We start from the raw sequence: 24896 nt of genomic DNA on the forward strand, positions 1-24896 counted from the left end.
GCACGTGCAAAGGGACACCCTTTGGATTGGCCCTTGTGATGTTGGTTGGGGGCATTTGGTTAGAAATTTCTTTTGTAATCTAAAAGACTTCCGCCGCATCGCAATGCGATCTGACAAGACAGACACCAGTTTCGCCGCCATGATCTACGCATGTGCAGCACTGATCAACTCTCGATGAATCTCAACAGACCCTAGTGGATCAAGCTACCACATGGTTTTCGCGGCGCGTGCGGGCCATGCGGTGTCATAGAGCACTCCGCCCTCTTCGCCATTTGTCATCTCCGCCAGGATCTCTCCCGCGGTTGGAAGTCCCGCGGTATCATCACGCGCCCAGAGGTCCGCGCGAATCACCGCGCGGGCGCATTGCGTATAGACCTCCGAAATGGTGATGACGATCACGGTCGCGGGCACTCGCCCCGTCCTTTCGAACCGAGTCCGCAACTCGGCATCCGCCGTCACCCGCGCCTTCCCGTTGACCCGCACAACCGTGCTGGATCCTGGCACCATAAACATCAGCGACACGCGCCCATCGGTCACCACGTTCCGCAACGAGTCCAGGCGTTGATTGCCCCGCCAGTCTGGCATGGCCAGCGTTCCCGGATCCAGTTCCAGAACCACCGGACCGTCATCGCCGCGCGGGCTGCCGTCGGTGCCCTCTGGCCCAACCGTGGTGAGCACACAGAACCGCGAGGCCATGATCCAGCGCCTGTAAAGCGGTGTCAGATGCCGCGCGACCTTGCGTTGCGAGGCGGAGGCGGGCGTGCCATAGAGCGCCGCCAAATCCTCAACCGTGTTGATGAAGTCCATTCGGTTCAAACCCCGCTTCAACCATCAGCGCATCCGATCGCGCCTCGACCGCCTTTTCCAGGTCGGCCATGAATACCTTGCGATCCCGTCCGGGCGGGATCGGTTCGAGAAACTCGACCACTGCAAGGCCGGGGCTCCGCAACACCCCGGTCCGCGGCCAGAACAGGCCCACATTCGTCGCCGCCGGCACGCAGACCTGAGACAGTTCCTGATAGAGAATGCCGGTGCCCACCTTATACGGTTGTCTCACGCCCGGCGCCACACGGGTGCCCTGACTGTAGATGATCAACTGCCCGGGATCGGAAAACTCCTTCGCCACGTCGCGCACCATCTTGGCGATTGCGGCACCCCGCTTGCCCCGATCCACCGGGACACAGCCCAACCGCTTGGCATAGATGCCGATGATCGGCGTCCAAAGGAGTTCGCGTTTCATGATGAACTTTCCGCGTGGAACGGCGTTGAAAATCATCATGATATCCAGAAAGGATTGGTGCTTGGCTGCGATCATCACTTCGCCGGTCGGCACCTCTCCCCGGACTTCGGTGCGAATGCCCACCATCCAACGCGCGGTCCAGAACACCCATCGGCAATAGGTTTTGCAGGCCTTGAACGCTCCCTCGCGCGAGATCAGCGCATAGGGTGCAAAGATCAGACCGATCACCAGCATCGCCAGATAAATCTGGATCACGAAGACCAGCGATATCACCCAGCGCAGCGGATGCGGCATCAGCTCAGCCCCTTCAAGACCCGCCCCGCCGCATAGCGGGTTGCGGCAAAGGCTACCGCGGCGCCCAATGCGGGGATCGCCAGCGGGAACAGCCAGCCCGCACCCTGAAAGCTCAGACCGGTCAGAAATCCGCCCTGATCCGCGCTTTGCGGCAAGAGCGCCATGCCCAGAACGCCCAACGCCATGCCAACGCAACCTCCGATCAGGGCGCGCAGGGTAAAGCGCCGGACAAAAGCGCGCGCGATAAAGCGATCCTGTCCACCAACCAGCCGCAACACCTCGATCACCTGGCCGTTCGCGGCCAGGGCCGCGTTGGCCGCCAGCGTGATCATCGCCGCCATTGCCCCGGTGATCAGCAGGATCGACAACAGACCAAGCCGCCGCAGGCTATCCGCGGCCTCCACCAAGGGTCTGCGCCAGCGTGTGTGATCGTCCAGAACCGCCCCAGGCACTTCGGCCGACAGCCGCAACCGCAACCCCGCCGTGTCATAGCCCTGAGCGGTCTCAATCACCTCGATCAGCTGTGGCACAGGCAATTGATCCAGGGGCAACTCGGCACCGAACCAGGGCGCAAGAAGGGCCGCCTGTTCCTCCTGGCTCAACGCACGTGCGCTGGCCACGCCCGGTGTCTGACGCAGCACCCGGAGCGCCGCTTCGGTCTGGGTGGCCATCTGCTCGGCGGGAGCGCTGATCCGCAATGTGGCACTTCGTGCCAACTCCTCGGCCCAGCGATCCGCCAATCGGCCCGCCGCCAGCGACAGCGCCAGAGCAAACACCGCCAGGAAGGCCATCGCGGCGGAGGCAAAAACCGTCAGGTTCGCGGTGAACCCGGTGGGTGGCACCACCCGGTCCGCTTGTCCATCCGACGCAAGCCATCCTTTGACCGCCACCCACATCAGAGATCCGCCCCCGCCAGTTGCAATCGACGGTTCGAGATACGCAATACCCGCGCCTGCACCTGTGTCTTGGCTGATCGGATCAGTTGCAAGTCATGGCTGGCGATCAACACGGTCTTGCCCATGCGATTCAGCTCAACCAACAATTGCAACAACCGTTGCGACATCTCCCAGTCGACATTGCCCGTCGGCTCGTCCGCCAGGATTACATCCGGCGACATGATCAGCGCACGCGCCAATGCCGCGCGCTGGCGTTCACCCCCCGACAGTTCCGGCGGGCGCGCATCGGCCCGATTGGTGAGACCGACCCAGGCCAGCAATTCGGCAAGGTTCGCGGCCTCTTGCGCCACTTCACGCCCCGACACCATCAAAGGAAGTGCCACGTTATCGGCCAGAGGCAGATGATCCAGAAACCGGCAATCCTGATGAACCACGCCGATCCGCCGCCGCATCAGCGCCACCTGATCCCGGTCGAGCCCGCGCAGATCGGTCTCGAACAGGCGTAGCACCCCCGCCGTCGGCAGGAGCGCACCGTAGCACAGTTTGAGCAGTGTGGTCTTACCTGCCCCCGACGGTCCGGTGAGGAAATGGAACGACCCCGGTTGCAACCGCACCGAGATATCGCTCAAAAGCTCCCCCCCGCCATAGCTGTAGGCCACGTTTTCCAGCTCGATCACGGTATTGACGTCCTTAAAGATCTTGCAGTCTTGTGCCTCAGCGGCCCGGGCGTTTCAATGCATGATGGGCAGATTGGCAACGCCAAAATACCGGGTTTGAATTACCGCTTTTTTCTTCGCCTTGGAAAACATATGCTTAGGCAAAAGAAAAGAACGGGCACACAGAACAGGTGTTTTGTAACGAGAGGGCAGGATGCGGCTGACATGTCCCAATTGCGGCGCGCAATACGAAGTTCCGGATGACGTAATCCCGCAGGATGGGCGGGATGTTCAATGCTCCAATTGCGGCACCACCTGGTTTCAGCCGCATGCCGATGCCGCGCCGATCGAGGGTGTCGGGCCAGATCCGGATGAGCTGCGCAGCACCCTGGATGATCTGGGCGAAGCGCCAGCGGAAATGCCCAAGCCTGAGGAAACTGCGCTGCCCGATCAGCTTCCTGTCGACAAGGCAGAAACGCCCGAGCCCCGTGCGCCGCGCAGCCTGGATCCCGAGGTCACCAGCGTCCTGCAAGAAGAGGCCGAACACGAAACCCGCTTGCGCGCCGAGGAAGCGACAGGTTTGGAAACCCAACCCGATCTGGGCCTTGACGACACAACAGACGATGCCGAACGCAGGGCCCGCCAGGCGCGCGACCGGATGGATCGGCTGCGCGGATCCGAGCAGGACACCAGCGTCGAAGAGGCTGTGGCCGCAGCCGCCGCAGCGGCCAAGGCCTCCCGTCGGGACCGACTGCCCGATATCGACGAGATCAATTCAAGCCTGCGGGCCTCGACCACTCGGTCGCATGCCGACGGCAGAGCGCAAGACCATCTCGGCGAAGCGCCGCGCAAAAGCGGCTTTGCCCGAGGCTTTGCCATTCCGCTGATCGTAGTAACGCTTCTGGTGCTGCTATATGCGAACGCGCCGCGACTGGCCGAAACGGTGCCCGCACTGGGGTCTGTGCTGACCAGTTATGTTCTGTTGGTGGATCAGGCGCGACAATGGCTCGACACCCAGATCGGTGCGTTTTTGCCCTGAACGGCTTGCCGCAACCTGCCGGAGAAAGGCCCTATCGCTGGCACGCGACACACTGTCCCGGCACCTTCAGCCATGGCGCCGAGCCGCCCCTGCCGGGAGGGAATGCGCTCAGAACCGATCCAGCAGGCGCTTGAGGTACTCAAGCTCCACATCGGGTCGCTCCCCGTCACCGGATCTGCGCCGGATCTCGTCCAACAGTTCACGTGCCCGGCGATAGACATCCTCGCCCTGCAAGAGCCCTTCATCGGTGCCGATATTGCCGTTGGAACCGGCATTGCGGCCCAGCGGATCGCGGTTCTGGCCGCGCATATCGGCGCCTTCCATACCCTGACCCGGCTGGCCCTGTTGTTCCTGCGCCATCGCCTCGCCCAATGACCGCATGCCTTCCCGCAGCGCCTCCATCGCTTCGGATTGCTGGTCTATGGCTTCGGCCAGATCGTCCTCGCGCAGGGCCTGTTCGGCCCCTTCCATCGCGCGGCCGGCCCGATCAAGCGCGTCTCGCGCCGCGTCCCCTTCAGCGGTGCCCGCACCGGGCAGTTGCCCTTGCTGGCGACGCAGCTCATCACGCAGGGCGCGCTGGCGTTCGGCCAACGATTGCTCCATGCCGCCGTCCCCGGCCTGACCGCCGTTCTGGCCCTGCTGCTGGCTGCCGTCGCCCTGACCCTGGCCTTGGCCTTCACCGGGCTGGCCGCTGTGTTCCGCACCGCGCCCCTGACCGCCGCTGCGGCCTTCGTTGCCTTGGTTCTCACCGGCCTGAGCATCGGGATTGAACTGTTCCTGAAGATCGCGGAATGCCTGATCGCTCAGCCCCTGCTGATCGCGCAGTGTCTCAGCCAGACCTTCCATGGCGCGTTGCCCTTCGGATTGGCCGTTCTGACCCTGTCCCTGGGTGACACGCATATTCTCCATCATGCGCTGGAATTCCTCCAGGGCCTGCTGGGCCTCGGCCATGCGGCCTTGCTCCATCAGCTCCTGAATGCGGTCCATCATCCGTTGCAGATCATCCTGTGTCATCTGCATGGCGTTTTCGGACTGTTGCTGCTGGCCTTGTTCGCCCTGCTGACCGTCCTGCTGAGCCTGCCGCGATAGCTGGCGCAGATAGTCATCGGTGGCCTGGCGTAGTTCCTGCATCAACTCGGCAATCTCCTGATCCGAAGCACCATTGCGCATCGCTTCGCTCAGCCGCTCCTGGGCGCGGCGCATCCGCTCAAGCGCATCGCTGAGATCGCCCTCCTCCAGCAATACGGCCAGATCCCATAAGGCGGCCGCAATCTCGTCGCGCACCTCACCTGTCAGCCCAATGCTGGTCTGTGTCTCCAGGCGCCGAAGGATGAAGCGCAGGCGCAGATACGCGGTTTCCGAGCGGAAGAACCCGTCGGGAAGATGCGACACGGCACGCAAAACCTGCGAAACGCGCGGCGCGTTTTCGCGCGACCACATAAGATCGCGCCGCTGCTCGGCGATCGAGGCCGCCAGGGGATCAAAGAACCGCCGCGCGGGCAGAGGTGTCGCCACGCCTTCGGCGATCGTCTGGTTGCCAGCCGCGTCCGTCGCCGAAAGCGTGATCGTAACCGGCAGGTTGGCCCAAGGATGCTGCGAGAAATCCTCGATCAGGTTCTCCTCGAACATGGCGCGATCGCCAGTGATCGGCATCGGCAGGGGCACGGTGACTGATTCGCGCGGCTCCGGTTCGGTGAGCAGACCATAGCGGCGCTCGACCGCGTCGAGGTCAAGGGTGATGACCGCCTCGCCCATTTCCACGCCATAGTCATCGCTGGCGGTGAAGGGCAAGGTCATCTCACCCACCGCGCCCGCCTCTGCCAGACCCGAGACGGATATCTCCGGCGCGGTGTCGGTGATCATATCCACCGTCCAGCCGCGCCCGCCGGGCCCGTCGATGCTGATCTCACCATCCCCGGTTATCGAAAACTCCTGCACCGGATCCGCGGCAGACGGGACATCCCCGGTCCGGCCCGAGACGGTTTCGGCCAAGGTCAGCGCGCCGACCTCGCCATAAAATCGCAAGGTGATTCTGGTGCCTTCCGGCAAGCGCACTGTTCCCGGCGCCACATCCGGCAGATAGATCGTGGGCCGCCCGGTATAACGGGGTGGCTCGGCCCAGCCTTCCCAGCTGGGGCCTGCGGCGGCCTGCGCGCTGCCGGGGCCCATATCGGCAACCGACCCCACCCGCAGGATGGAGCCGAACAAAAGCGCGACCGTCAGCGCCAAAAGAGCCACATAGCGCACCGCGAAGGGATCCCTCTCGGCAATGCGCAGATCGGGCTTCACCGCCCGCGCGTCGTCCATTTTCTTGGCCATGCGGGCCTGGTGCGCGCGCCACACAGCGGCCGATGCGGGATCCTCCACGCCAATGGCCTGATCGTCCATCAGCGCCTGAATGGGTCGGCCCGGCAGGCTTTCATCCAACCGCGCCAAGGCCTCCATGCGGCTGGGCCAGCGCAGCGCCCGCGCGCCCAGCGCGAAAAAGACCAGTGCGGCAAGAACCGACAGCACGCTCGCAGCCCACACGACCTCGACCGGCAGGGCATCGTGCAGACCCAGCATGAGGGCCGCAAGAACCACCATCACCAGAGAAAACAGAGGCCAGAAACAGCGCAGCACACGTTCCGCGACCATGCCCAGACGCGTCAGCGCAAGCGGCAGGCGCAGCTTTCTCAGAACGGGGTCCGAAGCGGACCTTTGGGATACACCCATTGCGATCTCCGGCGTGGCTGAACGCGGAATAGCGTTATAGCCACTCTGGTATGGTATCGCGATTGATCATTTCGTCAAAGGTCGGTCTTGGGCGGATAACCGCGAATTGATCGCCATGGACCAGAACCTCCGGCACGAGCGGGCGCGAATTGTACTCGCTGGCCATTACCGCGCCATAGGCACCAGCACTGCGAAACGCCACCAGATCCCCCGCGATCAGCGGCGGCATCAGGCGCTGCCGGGCAAAGGTATCGCCACTTTCGCAGACCGGGCCCACGATATCGAAGGGCGCCTGTTCGGTGCCCGGTGCGGGCTCGATCACCGGGACAATGTCGTGATAAGCCTCATACATCGCGGGGCGGATCAGGTCGTTCATCGCGCCGTCAAGGATCAGGAAATCGCGCCCCTCGCCGGATTTCACATAGATCACCTCGCTTACCAGAATGCCCGCATTACCGACGATCAGACGACCCGGCTCGATCTCGATCTCACAGCCCAGATGACCCACATTGCGTTTGATCAGCGCGCCATAATCCAGCGGCAGCGGGGGTGCTTCGTTCGACCGGGTATAGGGAATGCCCAACCCCCCGCCCAGATCGAGACGCCGGATATCATGCCCATCCGCGCGCAGGACCTCGGTCAGTTCGGCCACTTTGGTATAGGCCAGCTCGAACGGCTCTAGCTCGGTCAACTGGCTGCCGATATGAACGTCGATGCCGATCACCTCGATCCCCGGCAGGGCGGCGGCCATGGCATAAACCTCCCGCGCGCGCGAGATCGGGATGCCAAACTTGTTCTCGGACTTGCCGGTGGCGATCTTGGCGTGGGTCTTGGCATCCACATCCGGATTGACCCGGATCGTGATCGGCGCGGTTTTGCCCATTTTTGAGGCAACAGCGCTGAGCACCTGCATCTCCGGCTCGGATTCGACGTTGAACTGGCGCACGCCGCCGTCCAGGGCCAGCCGGATCTCCTCTGCTGTTTTGCCCACGCCGGAGAAAACGATTCGCTCCCCCGGCACACCGGCGGCCCGCGCGCGGCGGTATTCACCGCCCGACACCACATCCATCCCCGCCCCTTCGGCGGCGAGTGTTTTCAGGATGGCCTGATTGCTGGCCGCCTTCATGGCATAGCAGATCAGATGATCCATGCCCGCCAGCGCCTCGTCGAAGAGGCGAAAATGGCGGACCAGCGTGGCCGTCGAGTAGAGATAGAAAGGTGTGCCGACCTGCGCCGCGATCTCGGCCACGGGCACGTCCTCGGCGTAAAGCGCGCCGTCGCGGTAGAGGAAATGGTCCATGGATCGGCTCCGTTGGTCAGACGGGGAGGTCTAGCGCAGCTTTGCGCGGCACGGAAGGGATCTTTCGTCTGACATGCACCTGGTGCAAAGAATGGCCCGTGTCGGAGCCAACGGCGAGACGGAGCCCCAACCTCGGCTTAAAAAGGTCGCATTAGACTTTAATTCAGATTAGGAGCGGCCGGATGCAGAACATCACGATACTAAGTTTGGATCACGCCGACTTGGACAAAATACTTGAGTCCGATGAGCGTTTGCTATGGTCCGGCGTGCCCGGCTATGGGCGGCGCTTCTATGAGGTCGTCGGGTACGAGAGAAAAACCCACATTGCTATTCTTGTCGGGGTTATTGTCATGTGGAGCACGCTGGTATTCATTGATCCTGACGCTCGGCTTAATCGCACGGACGCGATCTGGGTATACAGTGCCGCGACATTGATGTTCATTGGAATCTCAGTACACCAAGCCAGTCAACGCCAGTATGTGCTGTGTAACCTTGCCTATCTTGTGACCGATAAACGCGCCATTATCTGCCGTCGCGGGCGAAACTGGCGTTTTGGCGTGCGATTGTATGTCGTGTCCTGCCCGCACTCCGCATCATACCCATATTCCGTGATTGCAAGCCGCCCATATCCCTCAATACAAATCGGGACCTTGTTTTCTGTCAATCAGGTGCAACCATTCGGCTGGGGACTTGCTCATTCTGGTCATTCAGTTCTGCGGGACAAGGTCACTTCAATTGTCACCTTCGATTACGTTCCCAATGCCCAGGAGTTGTTAGAGATGATACAGCGTAATGTCGGCAAAAACTAACTGACATTTTTCATGTTCCTGCATTCGACCGGCAGTTGGCGTTCGATTCCTTTCACTAAAGCAGACCTTTGCAGATAGCGACGAACGGCCGCAAAATCCGGATAGTGTTGAAGAAGTCCGTTGATTGGTTGGTCTGGCGCTGATTCACTCGTTTTGAGAGTGGAGGTGTGGCGATGATGGGACCGTGGCAAGTGGCGCAGGGTGCGCTGTTTTATGAGTTTTTGATCGAGGAGTTTGTGCCCAGGGATCACCCGCTGCGCAGCATTGATCGTTTCCTTGACCTCTCTGAGGTTCGGCCTCTTCTGGCGCCTTCCTATAGTTCGCATGGGCGGCCATCAGTTGACCCTGAGCTGATGATCCGAATGCTGTTGTTGGGCTACTGCCAAGGCATTCGATCCGAGCGGTGGCTCTGCGAGGAGGTTCATGTCAATCTGGCCTACAGATGGTTTTACAGGCTCGACCTGACGGACCCTGTGCCAGACCATTCTACTTTTTCAAAGAACCGGCACGGGCGCTTTCGGGAGAGCGGGTTATTTCGCCATTTGTTTGAGAAGGTGCTGCGTCGCTGCATCGACGAAGGCCTTGTCGGCGTGGAGAGCTTCGGCGTCGATGCCAGCCTTATCCCTGCCAATGCGAACCAAACGCGCGGGATTGAAAACAAGGAAGGTCTACCCCCAGAACTGACCACCCGCATGGTAGAGGAATATCTCGAAACACTGGATGACGCTGCATTCGGGGCCTCCACCAAAGTCGTCCCCAAATACATCTCACCGGTCGATCCCGCTGCGCGCTGGACAGGGGCAGATGGCGGGGCAGCCTTCTTCGCGTACTCCACTAACTATATGGTGGACTTGGACAATGCCGTGATCGTGGATGTGGAACCATCCGTGCCGATCCGGACCGCTGAGGCCTTTGCCGCCCGACGCATGATCGACCGGATCACAGACCGCTTTGCCCTGACCCCAGACAAGCTGGTCGGCGACACAGGCTACGGATCCGCGGAGATGTTGGGCTGGTTGGTAGAAGAGCGCGGCATCGCTCCGCATATCCCGGTCTGGGATAAATCGAAGCGAACGGATGGCACGTTCTCACGCGAAGATTTTACCTATGACCCTGCGACCGACAGCTATACCTGCCTAAACGGGAAGGCCCTCCAAACATATCGTCGGAATTTCTCCAAGCCGCGAAAGCCCAATGGAGGTAAAGACGGGTTCATCCGATACCGCGCGTCAAAACACGACTGCGATGCGTGTCCACTCAAACCACAGTGCTGCCCTGGTGACCCCGGCCGACGTGTGATGCGGTCCGTCCACGAAGCGGCCCGAGATGTCCCCTGCGATATCCGCAAAACCGATGCCTACATGACCTCGTTTATCCAGAGGCGGAAAGTCGAGATGCTCTTCGCCCATCTGAAGCGATACATCGGCGTGCCAATGATGCGACTTCGAGGACCCAAAGGCGCATACGAACAGTTCCAATTTGCAGCAACCGCCCAAAACCTCCGCAAACTGGCAAAGCTGATCCCAGAGCCCGAGCCAACCGGGTGAAAAGGTGTGCGCAGACCATTGCGGCTCCATCCAGACCACGCCCAATCGGCGACTTCTGCAACACAATCGAACGGTTGCGGACCTCCCCCACATTCAACAGCGGCGATACATGCCGACGCGCCGGGGGAAATGCCCCGTTTGAGACGCTTGGGCACATCGTATTCAGACAGCTCACTGAACGGGGCGCGACCTTAGAAACAGATAGAGCGGCAGCCCGCAGCTGACCCCGATGCAGAATGTAGCCGGGATCGCGATCAGGCCGATCCAGTTGCGGCGCACCGCGACCTCGGCGATGATGAAGACGGTCAGCGTCACGGCGGCCACTGTCAGATCCCAGACCAGACCGCTGGTGGCCGCGTTCACGTGCCAGGCGTCGACCATCGCCAGAATGTCAAAGCCGTTTTCGTTGAACCAAGAGATGAAATAGTACATCGGGTGGATCGTGCCCCAGATCGCCAGCGCCAGATAGATCATCCTAAGCGGCGACATGTCAGAACCCCACGCTGAGTGTAACCGGGCCATTGTTCAGCGACACCGCGCCGTAACCGCGTGTGCCGCTCTGACCGACCGCGATGCCAACCCGCGCATCGCCCGACACCCGCACGCCCGGTTGGCCATCGGTCGGCTCTGGCTGTTGCGGTTCGCCATCCACACCGCAGGCCGCAAGGAGGGCCAGAGACAGGAAAAGGGCTGTCCCGCGAGGCATCACGGCCGCACCGAGATCCCAAACCGGGCATCTCCGCTGACGCGGATCCCGGGCTCGGTCGGTTGGCCCCCGATCTGGGCGCGCTCATAGGACGGTGTTGGCGATTGGCACGCGGCCAATCCCATGACACAACACAGCGCGCATACGAAACGCATCATCCGAGGGTCCTCCTCCATCGGGCGATCTGCGCGCGCACCTGTGCGGGTGCAGTCCCCCCATAAGATGTGCGTGAGTTTACCGAATTTTCAACACCGAGGACATCAAAGACATCCGCGGTGATCTCGCCATGGACCGACTGCATGTCCGCAAGGCTCAGATCCGGCAGGTCACAGCCCTTGCCTTCGGCCAGGGCCACAAGGCTGCCGGTGATGTGATGGGCCTCGCGGAACGGCATGCCCAGCACCCGGACCAGCCAATCGGCCAGATCGGTCGCGGTGGAAAAACCCGACCCCGCAGCAGCCGCCAGACTATCGCGGTTGGCGGTCATGTCCTTGACCATGCCTTCCATCGCAGCCAGCGCCAGCATCCAGTTGTCGGCGGCGTCAAAGACCTGTTCCTTGTCTTCCTGCATGTCCTTTGAATAGGCCAGCGGCAGTCCCTTCATCACCATCATCAGCGCCGTATTGGCACCGAAGATCCGCCCCACCTTGGCTCGGATCAGTTCGGCCGCGTCGGGATTTTTCTTTTGCGGCATGATGGATGATCCGGTGGAGAAGCGGTCCGACAAGCTGACAAACCGAAACTGGGCCGAAGACCAGATCACCAGCTCTTCGGCAAACCGGCTTAGATGCATGGCGCAGATCGACGCTGTGCTCAGAAACTCCAGCGCGAAATCCCGGTCGCTGACCGCATCCAGAGAATTGGCAGCGGGCCGGTCAAAGCCCAGCGCCTGCGCCGTCATCCCGCGGTCGATCGGAAAAGAGGTGCCCGCCAGCGCGGCGGCCCCCAACGGGCTTTCATTCATGCGCGCGCGGGCGTCGCGCACCCGGCTCAGATCGCGCCCAAACATCTCCACATAGGCCATCATGTGGTGGCCCCAGGTCACGGGCTGGGCGGTTTGCAGATGGGTGAAGCCGGGCATGACCCAATCGGACCCGGCCTCTGCCTGATCCAGAAGCGCGCGAATCAGCGCGATCAGCCCGGCATCAGCGGCATCCAACTGGTCGCGCACCCACAGTTTAAAATCCGTGGCGACCTGATCGTTACGGCTGCGCCCGGTATGCAGCCGCCCAGCGGGCTCCCCTATAACCTCCTTCAGCCGCGCTTCCACATTCATGTGGATGTCTTCGAGGGCGGCTGAAAACGTAAAGGTGCCCGCCTCGATCTCTGACAAGACCGTGAGCAGCCCTTCCCGGATCGCGTCTGCATCGCTATCACTGATAATGCCTTGCGCGGCGAGCATCGCGGCGTGGGCCCTTGAGCCGCTGATGTCCTGAGCCGCCATGCGCTGGTCGAACCCGATCGAGGCATTGATTGCCTCCATGATCGCGTCCGGGCCTGCCGCAAACCGGCCGCCCCACATCTGGTTCGAGGTCGTATCGCTCATCTTATCTGCCCTTTTGGGAGGGGTTATGAAAAAACTCTTTGCCGCGCTCCTCTACACCTCGCTGTTCCTTGGTGCAAACACTGCCCTGGCGGACCTGTCCGCCATCGCGGAGATGCGCGAGGGCGATATGAGAAAACTGGTGTTTCATGACGAGCCCATGCCTGTCTCGGATGCACACTTCATTCTGGCCGACGATGCCGGCGAAGGGCAGCTGTCGGATTATCGTGGCAAATGGGTGCTGCTGAACTTCTGGGCCACCTGGTGCGCGCCCTGCCGCAAGGAAATGCCGATGCTGGCTGAGTTGCAGGACGAATTCGGCGGAGAGACATTCGAGGTGGTGACGCTGGCCACGGGGCGCAACTCCCCCCAGGGCATCGTGAAGTTCTTCAAGGAAACCGGGATCACCAACCTGCCCCGCCACCAGGATCCACGCCAGAATGTCGCCAAGGAGATGGGCATTTTCGGATTGCCGATAACGGTAATCATCGACCCCCAAGGCAATGAGGTCGCCCGCCTGCGCGGCGATGCGGATTGGGCCTCCGACAATGCCAAGGCGATCATCGCGGCATTGGTGAACAGCGGCCAGGGGTGATGGGGCCAAAAGCGGCGGCGCATGCCTCACCGGGCGAGACGGCGCTTGGCCTCCGGCACCGCAAAATTCGAGACGATCCTGAGCGACGTCTTCCAACTGTTTGGTTCATTGTAAAGACCAGCGAACGAGGCCACGACCAGACCGTGCCGAGGCTGCACGGTCAGCCGTTGACCACCATTCCCGACCGCGATGACGACCTGATTCTGCTCCGATCCGGCCAGATACCAGAGATAGCCATACCCAAACCCCTCGCTCAGGTTGGCGCGAGGCCGGGTCGATCTGAAGATCCAATCCGCAGGTACGATCCGCTTTCCGCCAAAGGTACCGTCCTGCGCGACCAACCGCCCGATCTTTGCGAGGTCAGGAAGCGTCAGGCGCAATCCGGACGCCGCCGAGGGAACGCCGTCGACCCCTCTCATCCATTCAAACCGGTCGATGCCCAGCGGATCAAAAAGCCGCTCTTTGGCATAGACATCGATCGGCAGGCCGGATCCGGCCTCGATCAGCTTGCCGAGCAGCGCAACGGCTCCGCCGCTATAGATCCAGGTCCTGCCGGGTTTCTCCTGGATTGGCTGCTCCAGAACATAGCGATAGCGGTCAGCGGCACGCTCCATTGCGATCTCGCTGTTGCGGGGGTCGGTATAGGGCAGATCCTCGGACCATTTCGTGCCCATCTGCATCGACAGGGCGTGCTCGACAAGAATGCGGTCGCGGCCCGGCTCGGCAAGCAGATCTGGGTATTGCGGGAACTGGGCATAGAGCGGCATGTCTGTTTCCGGAACCGCGCCTTCGGCCAATGCGATCCCATAGAGCAGCCCAACCACCGACTTGGTCACCGATCGCAGATCGTGCAGTGTGTCGGGCCCATGGGTGCGCAGCCCCAATGAGGTGCCCCATATCTCATCTTCGTCGGAAAAGTACACTTCGGCCAGACGCTCATCCGCGATATCAATGATTGCACTATGCAGCCCCGGCAACTGACCCGCTCCGAAACTCTGTTGGATGGCCTGATCGAGCGGCTGGGCCAAGGATCGCTGCGCAGGCAGGATCAGGGCCGCCGCAAGTACAAATATGACAGCCATAAGGCCTTTGCAGTCAAAGACACGTTTGTGCATCACTCCGGCTCCTTGATCGCGATGTCATCTTATCCGGCGACCCTCACGCAAAGGCAACGGTCAGCATCCGATGGCGGGGTTTGCATTTTGATGGGGTCCCGGAACATGTCGCCCGACCCTAAAGCTGATCGCCGATGACGCCACGCCCCCTTTGACACGATCCCACAGCGTGCTGTTCAATTCCGGCTAAGGGAGAACCCATGCCAATCGAACTGCTCCTTATCCTGGTGGTTGTCGGAATCGCGGGCATCGCGGGCCTGACATGGCTGGCCGGGCTGGCCAAACCGCGCGAGTTGGATGAGCAGGACGCCCGCAGCGAATGGGCGCGTCATTACCCCGACGATCAGATTGCGTCGGTCTGGATCACCCATGACCAGCATGCCGCCCTGGTGATCACCGAACAGGGGCCCGGGCTTTTGTGGGTCATGGGCGCCGATACCGTCGCACGCCATCTTTTGGATTTCGACATCATGGATGAGCCGCACGGGCTGTCGGTTCTTTTTCACGACTATACCGCCCCCAAAGTTCACCTGCATCTGGACGAAGACGAACGCCTCGTCTGGCAAAACCTGATCTATCCGCAAGGGCCGATATGCTGACATACCCCGATGTGGTCCAATGGGCCGTTCCATTCTTCATTGCGGCCATCCTGATCGAGCTGACCTGGATCCTCGTCAAACATCGCGGCGGTCGATACGAGACGCGCGATGCGGTGACCTCCCTGATCATGGGGGCGGGCAATGTGGCCTCGGGCATCCTTTTGGGATTTATCGTCTGGGGGTTCTTCATGTTCCTCTGGGCGCTCACACCGCTGGATCTGGGAACGTCGGTCTGGGTGGTCGCCTTATGCTTTGTGCTGGACGATCTGCGATATTACTGGGTGCATCGCTTCGGCCATCGCATCCGCTGGGTCTGGGCCAGCCATGTGAACCACCACTCGTCCCAGCATTACAACCTGACCACCGCGCTCAGGCAGACCTGGACCGGCACGTTCACTTTCATGATGATCGTGCGCGCACCGCTGATTCTTGTGGGGTTTCACCCGGCGATGGTGCTCTTTTGTGGCGGTCTGAACCTGATCTATCAGTTCTGGATCCATACCGAGGCGATCAAACGCATGCCCCGCTGGTTCGAGGCGGTGATGAATACGCCGTCACATCACCGGGTTCATCACGGACGGAACGCACGCTATCTCGATGCCAATTACGCGGGGGTCTTCATCATCTGGGACAAGATGTTCGGCACCTTCGTGCCCGAGCTTGACGCCGAAAAGCCCGACTATGGCTTGGTGCAGAACCTGGGCACCTTCAACCCGATCCGGGTGGCGTTTCACGAATGGGTGGGCATTTTCCGCGACATGACCCAAAGGGGCCTGACCCTGCGCCAGCGGCTGATGTATGCCGTGGCCCCGCCGGGATGGAGCCATGACGGCAGCCGCGACACCTCCGAGACAATCAAGGCCAAGCATCTCAGGCGCGACCCCGAAGATGCCGGAACGCCCGGGTTTCAATGAGCCATTATCTGATCGACATGCCCGCACGCGTGGCGCTTTTTCCGGTGTTGGTGGCCCAGGCTTTGCAAGTGCGCCGACGGGCGCTGAAACTGCCCGAGGCGGCAGGCCCACGCCAGGGCGCGGCGGGCAGCGGGCCGGACCTGAGACTGCTGGTTCTGGGTGACAGTTCGGCTGCGGGCGTAGGTGCCCGGCATCAGGACGAAGCGTTGGCGGGCCAGTTGGTGGCGCGCCTTTCGGCCCATCACCGTGTCACGTGGCGGCTGGAAGCACGCACCGGTGCGACCACCCGCGCCGCGCTGGATCGCGTGGCCCGCCTTGAGGACGCCCGGTTCGATGTGGCGGTTGTGGCGCTCGGGGTCAACGATGTGACGCGTGCCGTGCCGCTGCCGGTCTGGATGCGTCAGCAACGCCGTCTTATCCACCTGTTGACCGACCGTTTCGGCGTCCGGCGCATCTGCCTCTCGGGGCTGCCGCCGATGGGAGAGTTTCCCCTGCTGCCGCATCCGCTGCGCTGGGTTCTTGGCCGCCAGGCCACCCGGTTTGATCGCGCGCTGAGCGGGCTGGCGGCAGACCATCCGCAGGTGAACCTTTCATCAATGGTCTTTGACCTTGACGTCAGTCACATGGCCGAAGACGGCTTCCATCCCGGACCGGAGGTCTATGCCGCCTGGGCAAAGATATTGGCCGATCAGATCATCGCGCCATAGCACGCACCGGCTCATGTCGCGGACAGCCCACCAGATGATCGTTCACCAGCCCGGTCGCCTGCATGAAGGCATAGACGATGGTCGGTCCGCAAAACCGAAATCCGGCTTTCTTCAGATCTTTGGAGATCTGTTCCGAAAGCGGGGTGAAGGCGGGCACCTCCTCCAGGCTGCGCCAGCTGTTTTGTAATGGGGTGCCTCCGACATACTCCCACAAGAATCGATCGAACCCGACCCCCTCCTCGATCCGTTGCCACGCCTGAGCGTTGCCAATGGTGGCTTGGATCTTGCCGCGATGCCGGATGATCCCGGGATCCGCCAGCAGGCGGGTCACCTCCGCTTCGCCCCATCCGGCAATGACGTTGGGATCGAAATTCGCGAAGGCCGCCCGGAAATTGTCGCGCTTTTTCAAGATGGTGATCCAGCTCAGCCCAGCTTGAAACCCATCCAGGATCAGCTTTTCCCACAAGGCGCGGCTGTCATATTCGGGCACGCCCCATTCCGTGTCGTGATAGTCCAGGTAGATCTGGTCCGGCCCCGCCCATCCGCATCTCTCCATTCGCAACCCTCCTTGCCTGCGCATCTTTCAGCATTCCAAAGCACCTAAAACCACATGCCCGGTTTAAGCGAACATTAGGAGGTTTACGCCCATTCTTGGCCCAGACCTCGCTGTAAGGAAAGGCGCCCGCATGCCCAAGACCGACGCCCGGTTGGCTGATCTGCCACCCGGGGCCGAAAACCCGCTGAACCTTGCCGTAACGCTCCGTAACGATGCCGTATTGATCAATGTCGATCGCGCGCTCGCCGCGGGAGAGGTGCTGCTGGCCTTTCAACCCGTCATGCAGGCGAGCGCCCAGCGGAATGTTGCGTTTTACGAAGGGTTGCTGCGGGTGCTGGATGAGACCGGTCGCGTGATCCCCGCCGCGCAGTTCATGGCCGCCGCCGAGGAGAGCGAGCTGGGCAGAAAACTGGATTGCATGTCGCTGAAACTCGGGCTGGAGGTGCTCAGGGAGCATCCCCAGCTACGGCTGTCGATAAACATGTCGGCGCGATCCGTCGGCTATAAGCGCTGGATCAGGATTCTAGAGGGTTTTTTGCTCAAGGACCCGACGCTTGGCGAGCGTCTGATCCTTGAAATTACCGAGGAGTCAGCGATGAAGGTGCCCGATATCGTGATCGGTTTCATGGCCGAGCTGCAAACCACCGGGGTCTGTTTCGCGCTGGATAACTATGGGGCGGGCCTGTCAGCGGTGCGCTATTTCAAGGACTTCTATTTCGACGCGGTCAAGATCGACGGACAGTTCATCAACGGAATCCATGCCGACCCGGATAAACAGGTGGTCACAGGCGCGCTGATGTCTGTCGCAAACCAGTTTGATATGTTTACGGTCGCCTCCAAGGTCGAGGACGCCGCTGACGCTGCATATCTGGCCGACGTAGGCGTCGATTGCCTGCAAGGTTTTCTGTTTGGCCCGCCATCGGTCCGACGGCTCTGGCTGCCCGCAAATCGCGCGCGATCTGCCTGATTCCCCGCCACACACCCTGACCTGAGACACACTGTCTGTTGCCGGTTGAGTGAACAACCGGTATTGCAATCGCGAAGACGGGCAAAGGGTGGGCCTGGCTAGTCGATGTCATGCACCGCTGATGCGTCCGTCCAGACACAGATCCAGAGGACAGGACACATGACCAATGTCGTAATCGCATCCGCCGCCCGTACCGGTGTCGGCAGTTTCGGTGGAAGCTTCGCCAATACCCCGGCCCATGATCTGGGCACTGCCGTTCTAGAAGCGTTGGTTGACCGCGCCGGGATCGATAAGTCAGAGGTATCAGAAACCATCCTGGGTCAGGTCCTGACCGCGGCCCAGGGCCAGAACCCCGCCCGTCAGGCACACATCAATGCAGGCCTGCCGCAGGAATCGGCCGCCTGGGGCATCAATCAGGTCTGCGGTTCAGGCCTGCGCGCGGTCGCGTTGGCCGCTCAGCATATCCAGCTGGGCGATGCCGAGATTGTGGCCGCCGGCGGTCAGGAGAATATGACGCTCAGCCCCCATGCCGCCGCCCTGCGCGCCGGGCACAAAATGGGCGATATGTCGTATATCGACACAATGATCCGCGACGGACTGTGGGACGCCTTTAACGGCTATCACATGGGTCAAACGGCTGAAAACGTAGCCGAGAAATGGCAGATCTCCCGCGATATGCAGGACGCATTCGCCGTCTCTTCGCAGAACAAGGCCGAAGCCGCGCAAAAGGCGGGCAAGTTCGCCGATGAAATCGTGCCCTTCACCATCAAGACCCGCAAGGGAGAGATCGTGATGGAAAAGGACGAGTACATTCGCCACGGCGCGACGATGGAAGCAATGCAGAAACTGCGGCCCGCTTTTGCCAAGGACGGCTCGGTCACGGCCGCCAATGCCTCTGGCCTCAATGATGGTGCGGCGGGTGCGCTGCTGATGAGTGCCGAAAACGCCGAAAAGCGCGGGATCGAACCATTGGCGCGCATCGCCTCCTACGCCACTGCGGGCCTCGACCCGTCGATCATGGGCGTGGGGCCAATCTATGCATCCCGCAAAGCGCTGGAAAAAGCAGGCTGGAGCGTCGATGATCTGGATCTGGTCGAAGCCAACGAAGCCTTTGCCGCGCAAGCCTGTGCGGTGAACAAGGACATGGGTTGGGATCCTGAAATCGTGAATGTGAACGGCGGCGCCATCGCCATCGGCCACCCCATCGGTGCCTCGGGCGCACGCGTTCTCAACACGCTGCTCTTCGAGATGAAGCGGCGCGATGCCAAGAAAGGCCTGGCCACTTTGTGTATCGGCGGCGGTATGGGCGTGGCCCTCTGCGTCGAGCGCGACTGATCCAAAAAGGGGCGGGGTGCGCGCAGCCCTCCGCCCCGGATCGTAGATTCCGCATCGACGGAGAAATAATATTGCGCCGCAGAAGCTTGCCGCGTAACAACGTTACTGAATGAACTCTGGAGGACCACATCTATGGCGCGTGTAGCACTTGTGACCGGCGGCAGCCGCGGGATCGGCGAAGCCATCTCGAAGAAACTGAAATCCGAAGGCTATGAGGTTGCGGCAACCTATGCCGGCAATGACGAAGCCGCCTCCAAGTTTACCGAAGCGACCGGCATCAAAACCTACAAATGGAACGTCGCCGATTATGACAGTTCCAAGGCCGGGATCGAACAGGTCGAGGCCGATCTAGGCCCCATCGACATTGTGGTGGCCAATGCCGGCATCACCCGCGATGCGCCGTTCCACAAGATGACACCCGAGATGTGGCATCAGGTCATCGACACCAACCTTACGGGCGTATTCAACACTGTCCATCCCATCTGGCCCGGCATGCGGGAGCGCAAGTTTGGACGTATCATTGTGATCAGTTCCATCAACGGGCAGAAAGGCCAGTTCGCGCAAGTAAACTATGCGGCGACCAAGGCGGGCGATCTGGGCATCGTGAAATCTCTGGCCCAGGAAGGTGCCCGGGCAGGTATCACGGCCAATGCAGTGTGCCCCGGCTATATCGCGACCGAAATGGTTATGGCAGTGCCGGAAAAGGTGCGCGAATCAATCATCAGTCAGATCCCCGCAGGCCGTCTGGGTGAGCCCGAGGAAATCGCGCGCTGCGTTGCGTTCCTGGCATCCGACGATGCGGGCTTTATCAACGGATCGACGATCTCGGCCAATGGGGCGCAGTTCTTCGTCTGAGCCTACCGCGGTCGAAGGAAAAAGGGCCGGTCCTCACAAGGACCGGCCCTTCGTCATCCCGTAAGTGCGTCTGGCGCCAAACGCTCAGCGGGAAGTCTTGGATGGAAAGAGCCACGCGAATGCATCCTTGATCGCCTGTGCGCGTTCGACATGGGCGGCTTCGATTCCTTTGCGGGCGGCGGGGTTTGTGGTTGCTTCCAACATCGTGCGGGCTCCTTTGTGATCTGCGTTTATGTGTTTTCTTGATATGAATATGAGCGCTTTCGCCCCATCCGACAAACGAGACTTTTCATTGCTTCGGTTTAGTTTTACTTAAGTGGCATGAGTGATCGACTCCCTCCGTTGACAGCCATGCGCGCATTCGATGCGGCCGCGCGGCACATGTCCTTTGCCAAGGCAGCCGAAGAGTTGAACGTCACGCCCGCGGCGCTGTCCTTCCAGATCAAGTCGCTGGAAGAGCATCTGGGCCAACCGCTGTTCCGGCGTTTGAACCGGGCCGTTGAGCTGACCGAAGCGGGGCGAACCCTTGCTCCGGGGGTTGAGGATGCCTTTCAAACCCTGACGTCGTCCTGGCGCGCGACCCGCCGGTTGCACGACACCACGACGCTGAATGTCACTGCGGGCCCGGCCTTTACGGCCAAATGGATGGCCCCGCGCCTTTACCAATTCGCACAGGAACATCCCGAGATTGACCTGCGTTTCATCGCAAGCCTCAGGATGATGGATTTTAACCGTGATGAGGTCGATGTCGCGATCCGCTTTGGCTATGGTCCGGATGCGGAGTATTTCGCGATCCCTTTGGCAAATGAGTGGGTCACTCCGGTCATGACCCCGGACTTGGCCGAACGGTTCCCGACGCCCGAAAGCCTGACCAAGGCGCCGCTGATCTTTGACGATTCGATCAATTTCCTGGATCCACCTTGCGATTGGCCAGCCTGGTTTCGCGCGGTCGGCATCAGCTATATACCCACGCATGGTCCGCGATTCTCGCAGGCCGATCACGCAGTTGACGCCGCTCTTGCGGGTGTCGGTATTGTGCTGGGCAGGCGCGCGTTGGTGGTCAAGGATCTCTTTGAAGGACGGCTCGTGGCACGTTATGGGATTGCCCTGTCGACCAAGGCGCATTTTCGCTTTGTCTGTCCCAAAGGGGCGGAGAATCGCCCCCATATCAAAGCGTTGCGGGACTGGATATTGGCGGAAATCGAAAAGACGACATCCGTATCCGAGGGGCTGACGATCATACCCGCCGAGGATGTCGCACCGTAATGACACGCAGCAGAGCAACGTTCATCGGTTTCTTGGCCGTCCTTTTGTGGTCGCTTCTGGCGCTGTTCACCGTGGGCTCGGCACCCACCCCTCCGCTGTTGTTGAACGCGATCTGCTTTTCAATCGGCGGTGTGTTGGGCCTCATCTGGACGGCTGCACAAGGCGGGCTGCGATCGTTGCGCACCGTCCCGCTTGGCATTTATGTCTTTGGGACACTCGGCCTCTTTGGGTATCACGCGCTCTATTTCTCGGCTCTGCGGCTGGCGCCCGCGGCTGAGGCAGGTCTGATTGCCTATCTTTGGCCGCTCCTCATTGTGGTTTTTTCGGGCCTTTTGCCCGGAGAACGTCTGCGCACAGGTCACATCGTCGGCGCCTGTGTCAGCTTTGCCGGAGCAGGTCTGCTGGTGTCGGGCGGGTCAGGCGGGTTCCAGACACAATATCTGCCAGGTTACGGTCTTGCGTTGCTTTGTGCGCTGACATGGTCGGGATATTCGGTGCTGTCCCGCCGGTTCGGTCAGGTGCCAACCGCCACCGTTGCGGTGTTTTGCATTGCGACCGCGATCCTTTCGGGCCTGCTGCATCTGACGCTGGAGGAGACTGTCTGGCCCGCAGATACGCTGGGTTGGGCCGCGATCCTCGGGCTGGGTCTGGGCCCGGTGGGGCTTGCGTTTTTTGTCTGGGATATTGGGGTCAAGCAGGGAGATATCCAACTTCTCGGGACCGCGTCCTATGCAGCTCCGCTGTTGTCCACCCTCGTGCTTGTCGGGGCCGGGATCGCCGAACCCGGTTGGATTCTGGCGCTCTCGGCCCTTTTGATTACAGGCGGCGCCGTGCTTGCTGCGCGGGCCAGCCTGTCAAAGCAACGGATCTAAAGAGGTTGGGAAACAGATCCCGCCTCAGTCTGACAGTCGCTCAATCTCTTCCTTTAATTTCAGCTTTTGCTTTTTCAGCGTGGCCACTTGCAGTCCGTCAACACCCGGGGCGCGCTGCGCTTCCTCGACCTGCATATCAAGGAGATGGTGCTTTTTTTTCAGTTGTGACAGATGCGAGCTCAGGCTCATGGGCAATCCTCCTGTTAAAAAGCGTTGTAACGTGAGTGGAGCATACTTACCGGCCCCTGTCACGCTGCGTACGCATCATATGGGAAACAAAGCGTTAAACCGCAAGTTGCGCGATTAGCCGTGCTGCGCGCCGGGCCACCCGAGCGGCGCAGCATCGCGCAGCACCGCCGAGATCTCGGGCCGGTAGCTGTCTTCGTCCCGCACATGCTGTGGTCCGTCGTGCAGAATCAGCGGTGCATGCAGCCGGAATGCCGCCCGCCCGCCTTTTCGAGCCCGCAGGAGGATCAACTCCGCCGCGCGATCCGCGCGCGGCGCGATGGGCAGGATCTCCGGACTGCCCAAGCGGGTCTGAATTGCGGCCAAAAGCGCGGGCAACCGATTGGCGCGCTGGATCAGGTGCACCATCCCCTTCGGCGCCAGCCTGCGGGCGGCAACATCGATCCACCGCTCCAGAGGGGTGTCTTCGGCCAGGGCGGCCTCGCGGCCGGCATCTGCGGCGCGGCTGCGCGTTTGGGGCTGGTAATAGGGGGGGTTGGCGATCACGTGGTCAAACTGTTGCTGCCTCTGAGCAGACGGGAGCGCAGTCAGGTCAGCCTCAACAACCTCCATCCGGGCTTGCGCGGCGGCGGCGTTGCGCCGGGCAAGATCGGCGTAACGGCCCTGACGCTCGACCCCGGTGAGAGCAAGCTCTGGCACACGGCAATGCAAGCACAGGGCGGCGGCCCCGACACCGCATCCCAGATCGAGAACGCTCTGCCCCGGCTTGGCCGGAACAGCAGCGGCCAACAGGACCGGATCAATGCCCGCACGGTATCCCCGGCGCGGTTGCCAAAGATGCAACCGACCGCCCAGAAAGGCATCCCGCGTGTCCGGTTCGGTCACCGCCCCAGATCAATTTCGTTGTCATGCATCACGCGCAAAGCGCGATCGTAATCCTGCTCACGTACCATCATGCGACGTGGGATCGCAGCGATGCCGCCATGCAGGATGCTCATATTTACGTCCAACGGAAAGCAGGGTATATCCTCGCCCTCAAGAAGGGCCGAGGCAAAGGCCATCACGGTTGGATCGGTGGTGCGCAGCAGTTCCTTCATGGGGTCGATCTAAGGATAAGCCAGGCCGTTGTCGAGCCTGCTAGCAGGAGTGTGATGGACATCGCTGCATCGCAAAAACCGCATGAGCGGCTGGCCGATGCGCTGGCCGATGACATGGGGTCCGTCAACGCGCTGATCCGCGAGCGGATGGCATCGGAACACGCACCACGCATCCCGGAAGTCACAGCGCATCTGGTCGAGGCAGGCGGCAAGCGTCTGCGCCCGATGCTGACCTTGGCCAGTGCGGTGATGTGTGGCTATCCCGGCCCCTACCATGTGCATCTGGCCGCAACGGTCGAGTTCATTCACACCGCAACGCTGTTGCATGACGATGTGGTGGATGAAAGCCAGCAACGGCGCGGGCGCCCCACGGCCAATCTGCTGTGGGACAATCAATCCAGCGTGCTGGTCGGGGATTATCTCTTTGCTCGGTCGTTTCAGTTGATGACAGAAACCGGCAACCTGCGTGTACTGAGTATCCTGTCGAACGCGGCTGCCACCATTGCTGAAGGCGAGGTGCTGCAACTGACCGCCGCGCAAAACCTGGCGACCACCGAAGAGATCTATCTCAAGGTCGTGCGCGGCAAGACAGCGGCGCTGTTCTCTGCCGCGACCGAGGTCGGCGGTGTGATCGCGGGAGCGTCACAGACGCATGTACGCGCGCTGTTCGACTATGGAGATGCGTTGGGGATCGCCTTCCAGATTGCCGATGATCTGCTAGATTATCAGGGCGACAGCGGAGCCACGGGCAAGAATATTGGCGACGATTTTCGCGAGCGGAAGCTGACTTTGCCCGTGATCAAAGCGGTGGCCCAGGCCACCGAAACAGAGCGCGCATTCTGGGTACGGACGATTGAAAAGGGCCGTCAGGAAGAGGGCGATCTTGCAGAGGCGCTGCGCCTGATGGGCAAATATGACGCATTGGAGGCGACCCGCGCAGACGCCAACCATTGGGCAGAAAAGGCGCGCGTGTCGATCCTGACCCTGCCTTCGCATCCGATCCGCAGCATGCTTCATGATCTGGCGGATTACGTTGTGGACCGTTTGAACTGACGGCGGCCGGCGGGACAAGTCCCGCCCTACATCC

General features: G+C 61.3%; 27 protein-coding genes. 13 read left to right on the plus strand and 14 right to left on the minus strand.

Annotated features, from left to right (window positions below):
- Positions 1–204 precede the first annotated feature (204 nt).
- From HEP69_RS07700 to HEP69_RS07715, 4 genes are read right to left on the minus strand one after another with little or no spacing between them, the layout of a single operon-like run.
- Positions 205–807, minus strand: coding sequence for a pyridoxamine 5'-phosphate oxidase family protein (locus HEP69_RS07700; protein WP_290557975.1), 603 nt, complete (start codon positions 805–807; stop codon positions 205–207).
- On the minus strand, positions 785–1534 hold the full coding sequence (locus HEP69_RS07705; protein ID WP_290557976.1) for a lysophospholipid acyltransferase family protein: 750 nt from the start codon (positions 1532–1534) through the stop codon (positions 785–787). The genes HEP69_RS07700 and HEP69_RS07705 overlap by 23 nt, the downstream gene beginning before the upstream one ends.
- A complete protein-coding gene (locus HEP69_RS07710) occupies positions 1534–2430 on the minus strand; it encodes a cell division protein FtsX (protein WP_290557977.1) in 897 nt (298 codons plus the stop codon). Before HEP69_RS07710 ends, HEP69_RS07705 begins: the two co-directional genes overlap by 1 nt.
- A complete protein-coding gene (locus tag HEP69_RS07715) occupies positions 2430–3107 on the minus strand; it encodes an ATP-binding cassette domain-containing protein (RefSeq protein WP_290557978.1) in 678 nt (225 codons plus the stop codon). Before HEP69_RS07715 ends, HEP69_RS07710 begins: the two co-directional genes overlap by 1 nt.
- Before the next feature lie 193 nt (positions 3108–3300).
- On the opposite strand from HEP69_RS07715, the gene HEP69_RS07720 reads away from it, so the two are divergent.
- The gene (locus HEP69_RS07720) at positions 3301–4125 is read left to right on the plus strand and encodes a zinc-ribbon domain-containing protein (RefSeq protein WP_290557979.1); all 825 of its coding nucleotides are present in this window, start codon (positions 3301–3303) and stop codon (positions 4123–4125) included.
- A gap of 108 nt (positions 4126–4233) precedes the next feature.
- Here HEP69_RS07720 and HEP69_RS07725 read toward each other — a convergent pair whose 3' ends face one another.
- Together HEP69_RS07725 and lysA are read right to left on the minus strand one after the other, a co-directional pair.
- Positions 4234–6840 (minus strand): TIGR02302 family protein, encoded by a 2607-nt coding sequence (locus HEP69_RS07725; protein WP_290557980.1) that lies wholly within the window; start codon positions 6838–6840, stop codon positions 4234–4236.
- Between the two features lie 34 nt (positions 6841–6874).
- Entirely contained in the window at positions 6875–8140 is a 1266-nt protein-coding gene (lysA, locus tag HEP69_RS07730; protein WP_290557981.1) for a diaminopimelate decarboxylase, read from the minus strand.
- Between the two features lie 182 nt (positions 8141–8322).
- Here lysA and HEP69_RS07735 point away from each other — a divergent pair, with 182 nt between their 5' ends.
- Positions 8323–8949 carry a hypothetical protein gene (locus tag HEP69_RS07735; protein WP_290557982.1) on the plus strand — a complete coding sequence of 209 codons (627 nt, stop codon included), beginning with the start codon at positions 8323–8325 and terminating at the stop codon, positions 8947–8949.
- Positions 8950–9122: 173 nt separating this feature from the next.
- The gene (locus HEP69_RS07740; RefSeq protein ID WP_290557983.1) at positions 9123–10496 is read left to right on the plus strand and encodes an IS1182 family transposase; all 1374 of its coding nucleotides are present in this window, start codon (positions 9123–9125) and stop codon (positions 10494–10496) included.
- 171 nt (positions 10497–10667) lie between these two features.
- On the opposite strand, the gene HEP69_RS07745 is transcribed toward HEP69_RS07740, so the two are convergent.
- From HEP69_RS07745 to argH, 3 genes are all read right to left on the minus strand, one after another.
- The gene (locus HEP69_RS07745) at positions 10668–10985 is read right to left on the minus strand and encodes a DUF2834 domain-containing protein (protein ID WP_290557984.1); all 318 of its coding nucleotides are present in this window, start codon (positions 10983–10985) and stop codon (positions 10668–10670) included.
- A 1-nt stretch (position 10986) separates the two neighbouring features.
- Entirely contained in the window at positions 10987–11202 is a 216-nt protein-coding gene (locus tag HEP69_RS07750; RefSeq protein ID WP_290557985.1) for a hypothetical protein, read from the minus strand.
- A 154-nt stretch (positions 11203–11356) separates the two neighbouring features.
- Entirely contained in the window at positions 11357–12748 is a 1392-nt protein-coding gene (gene argH / locus HEP69_RS07755; RefSeq protein WP_290557986.1) for an argininosuccinate lyase, read from the minus strand.
- A 25-nt stretch (positions 12749–12773) separates the two neighbouring features.
- On the opposite strand from argH, the gene HEP69_RS07760 reads away from it, so the two are divergent.
- Positions 12774–13340 carry a TlpA disulfide reductase family protein gene (locus tag HEP69_RS07760; protein WP_290557987.1) on the plus strand — a complete coding sequence of 189 codons (567 nt, stop codon included), beginning with the start codon at positions 12774–12776 and terminating at the stop codon, positions 13338–13340.
- A gap of 26 nt (positions 13341–13366) precedes the next feature.
- Here HEP69_RS07760 and HEP69_RS07765 read toward each other — a convergent pair whose 3' ends face one another.
- Positions 13367–14455: a serine hydrolase gene (locus tag HEP69_RS07765; protein WP_290557988.1), complete on the minus strand. Its 1089-nt coding sequence runs from the start codon at positions 14453–14455 to the stop codon at positions 13367–13369.
- 200 nt (positions 14456–14655) lie between these two features.
- Between HEP69_RS07765 and HEP69_RS07770 the strand changes: the two genes are divergently transcribed.
- The 3 genes from HEP69_RS07770 to HEP69_RS07780 are packed head-to-tail and all read left to right on the plus strand — an operon-like array spanning position 14656 to position 16675.
- The gene (locus HEP69_RS07770) at positions 14656–15054 is read left to right on the plus strand and encodes a hypothetical protein (RefSeq protein WP_290557989.1); all 399 of its coding nucleotides are present in this window, start codon (positions 14656–14658) and stop codon (positions 15052–15054) included.
- Positions 15048–15968: a sterol desaturase family protein gene (locus HEP69_RS07775; protein ID WP_290557990.1), complete on the plus strand. Its 921-nt coding sequence runs from the start codon at positions 15048–15050 to the stop codon at positions 15966–15968. Before HEP69_RS07770 ends, HEP69_RS07775 begins: the two co-directional genes overlap by 7 nt.
- Positions 15965–16675 carry an SGNH/GDSL hydrolase family protein gene (locus HEP69_RS07780; RefSeq protein ID WP_290557991.1) on the plus strand — a complete coding sequence of 237 codons (711 nt, stop codon included), beginning with the start codon at positions 15965–15967 and terminating at the stop codon, positions 16673–16675. Before HEP69_RS07775 ends, HEP69_RS07780 begins: the two co-directional genes overlap by 4 nt.
- On the opposite strand, the gene HEP69_RS07785 is transcribed toward HEP69_RS07780, so the two are convergent.
- Positions 16662–17231 carry a DNA-3-methyladenine glycosylase I gene (locus HEP69_RS07785; protein ID WP_290557992.1) on the minus strand — a complete coding sequence of 190 codons (570 nt, stop codon included), beginning with the start codon at positions 17229–17231 and terminating at the stop codon, positions 16662–16664. The two genes, HEP69_RS07780 and HEP69_RS07785, sit on opposite strands and share 14 nt — an antisense overlap.
- A 130-nt stretch (positions 17232–17361) precedes the next feature.
- Between HEP69_RS07785 and HEP69_RS07790 the strand changes: the two genes are divergently transcribed.
- The 5 genes from HEP69_RS07790 (at position 17362) to HEP69_RS07810 (ending at position 22526) form a co-directional block, all read left to right on the plus strand.
- Positions 17362–18198 (plus strand): EAL domain-containing protein, encoded by an 837-nt coding sequence (locus HEP69_RS07790; RefSeq protein ID WP_290557993.1) that lies wholly within the window; start codon positions 17362–17364, stop codon positions 18196–18198.
- 159 nt (positions 18199–18357) lie between these two features.
- Positions 18358–19533 (plus strand): acetyl-CoA C-acetyltransferase, encoded by a 1176-nt coding sequence (locus HEP69_RS07795; RefSeq protein WP_290557994.1) that lies wholly within the window; start codon positions 18358–18360, stop codon positions 19531–19533.
- A gap of 132 nt (positions 19534–19665) precedes the next feature.
- Complete coding sequence (phbB, locus tag HEP69_RS07800; protein WP_290557995.1) at positions 19666–20388, plus strand: acetoacetyl-CoA reductase; 723 nt, start codon at positions 19666–19668, stop codon at positions 20386–20388.
- Positions 20389–20709: 321 nt separating this feature from the next.
- A complete protein-coding gene (locus HEP69_RS07805) occupies positions 20710–21654 on the plus strand; it encodes a transcriptional regulator GcvA (protein WP_290557996.1) in 945 nt (314 codons plus the stop codon).
- The gene (locus HEP69_RS07810) at positions 21654–22526 is read left to right on the plus strand and encodes an EamA family transporter (RefSeq protein ID WP_290557997.1); all 873 of its coding nucleotides are present in this window, start codon (positions 21654–21656) and stop codon (positions 22524–22526) included. Before HEP69_RS07805 ends, HEP69_RS07810 begins: the two co-directional genes overlap by 1 nt.
- 24 nt (positions 22527–22550) lie before the next feature.
- Here the strand turns inward: HEP69_RS07810 and HEP69_RS07815 are convergent, their stop codons facing one another.
- The 3 genes from HEP69_RS07815 to HEP69_RS07825 all read right to left on the minus strand — a co-directional run bounded on the left by HEP69_RS07815 (position 22551) and on the right by HEP69_RS07825 (position 23809).
- Positions 22551–22715: a DUF465 domain-containing protein gene (locus HEP69_RS07815; protein ID WP_290557998.1), complete on the minus strand. Its 165-nt coding sequence runs from the start codon at positions 22713–22715 to the stop codon at positions 22551–22553.
- A gap of 114 nt (positions 22716–22829) precedes the next feature.
- Complete coding sequence (locus tag HEP69_RS07820) at positions 22830–23597, minus strand: methyltransferase (protein ID WP_290557999.1); 768 nt, start codon at positions 23595–23597, stop codon at positions 22830–22832.
- Positions 23594–23809 (minus strand): DUF2007 domain-containing protein, encoded by a 216-nt coding sequence (locus HEP69_RS07825; protein ID WP_290558000.1) that lies wholly within the window; start codon positions 23807–23809, stop codon positions 23594–23596. Before HEP69_RS07825 ends, HEP69_RS07820 begins: the two co-directional genes overlap by 4 nt.
- Before the next feature lie 54 nt (positions 23810–23863).
- Here HEP69_RS07825 and HEP69_RS07830 point away from each other — a divergent pair, with 54 nt between their 5' ends.
- Positions 23864–24862: a polyprenyl synthetase family protein gene (locus tag HEP69_RS07830; protein WP_290558001.1), complete on the plus strand. Its 999-nt coding sequence runs from the start codon at positions 23864–23866 to the stop codon at positions 24860–24862.
- Positions 24863–24896: the final 34 nt, after the last annotated feature.

Origin of the sequence: Aestuariivita sp. (assembly GCF_021404545.1) — a bacterium.
In the GTDB taxonomy this organism is placed as follows: domain Bacteria; phylum Pseudomonadota; class Alphaproteobacteria; order Rhodobacterales; family Rhodobacteraceae; genus Aestuariivita.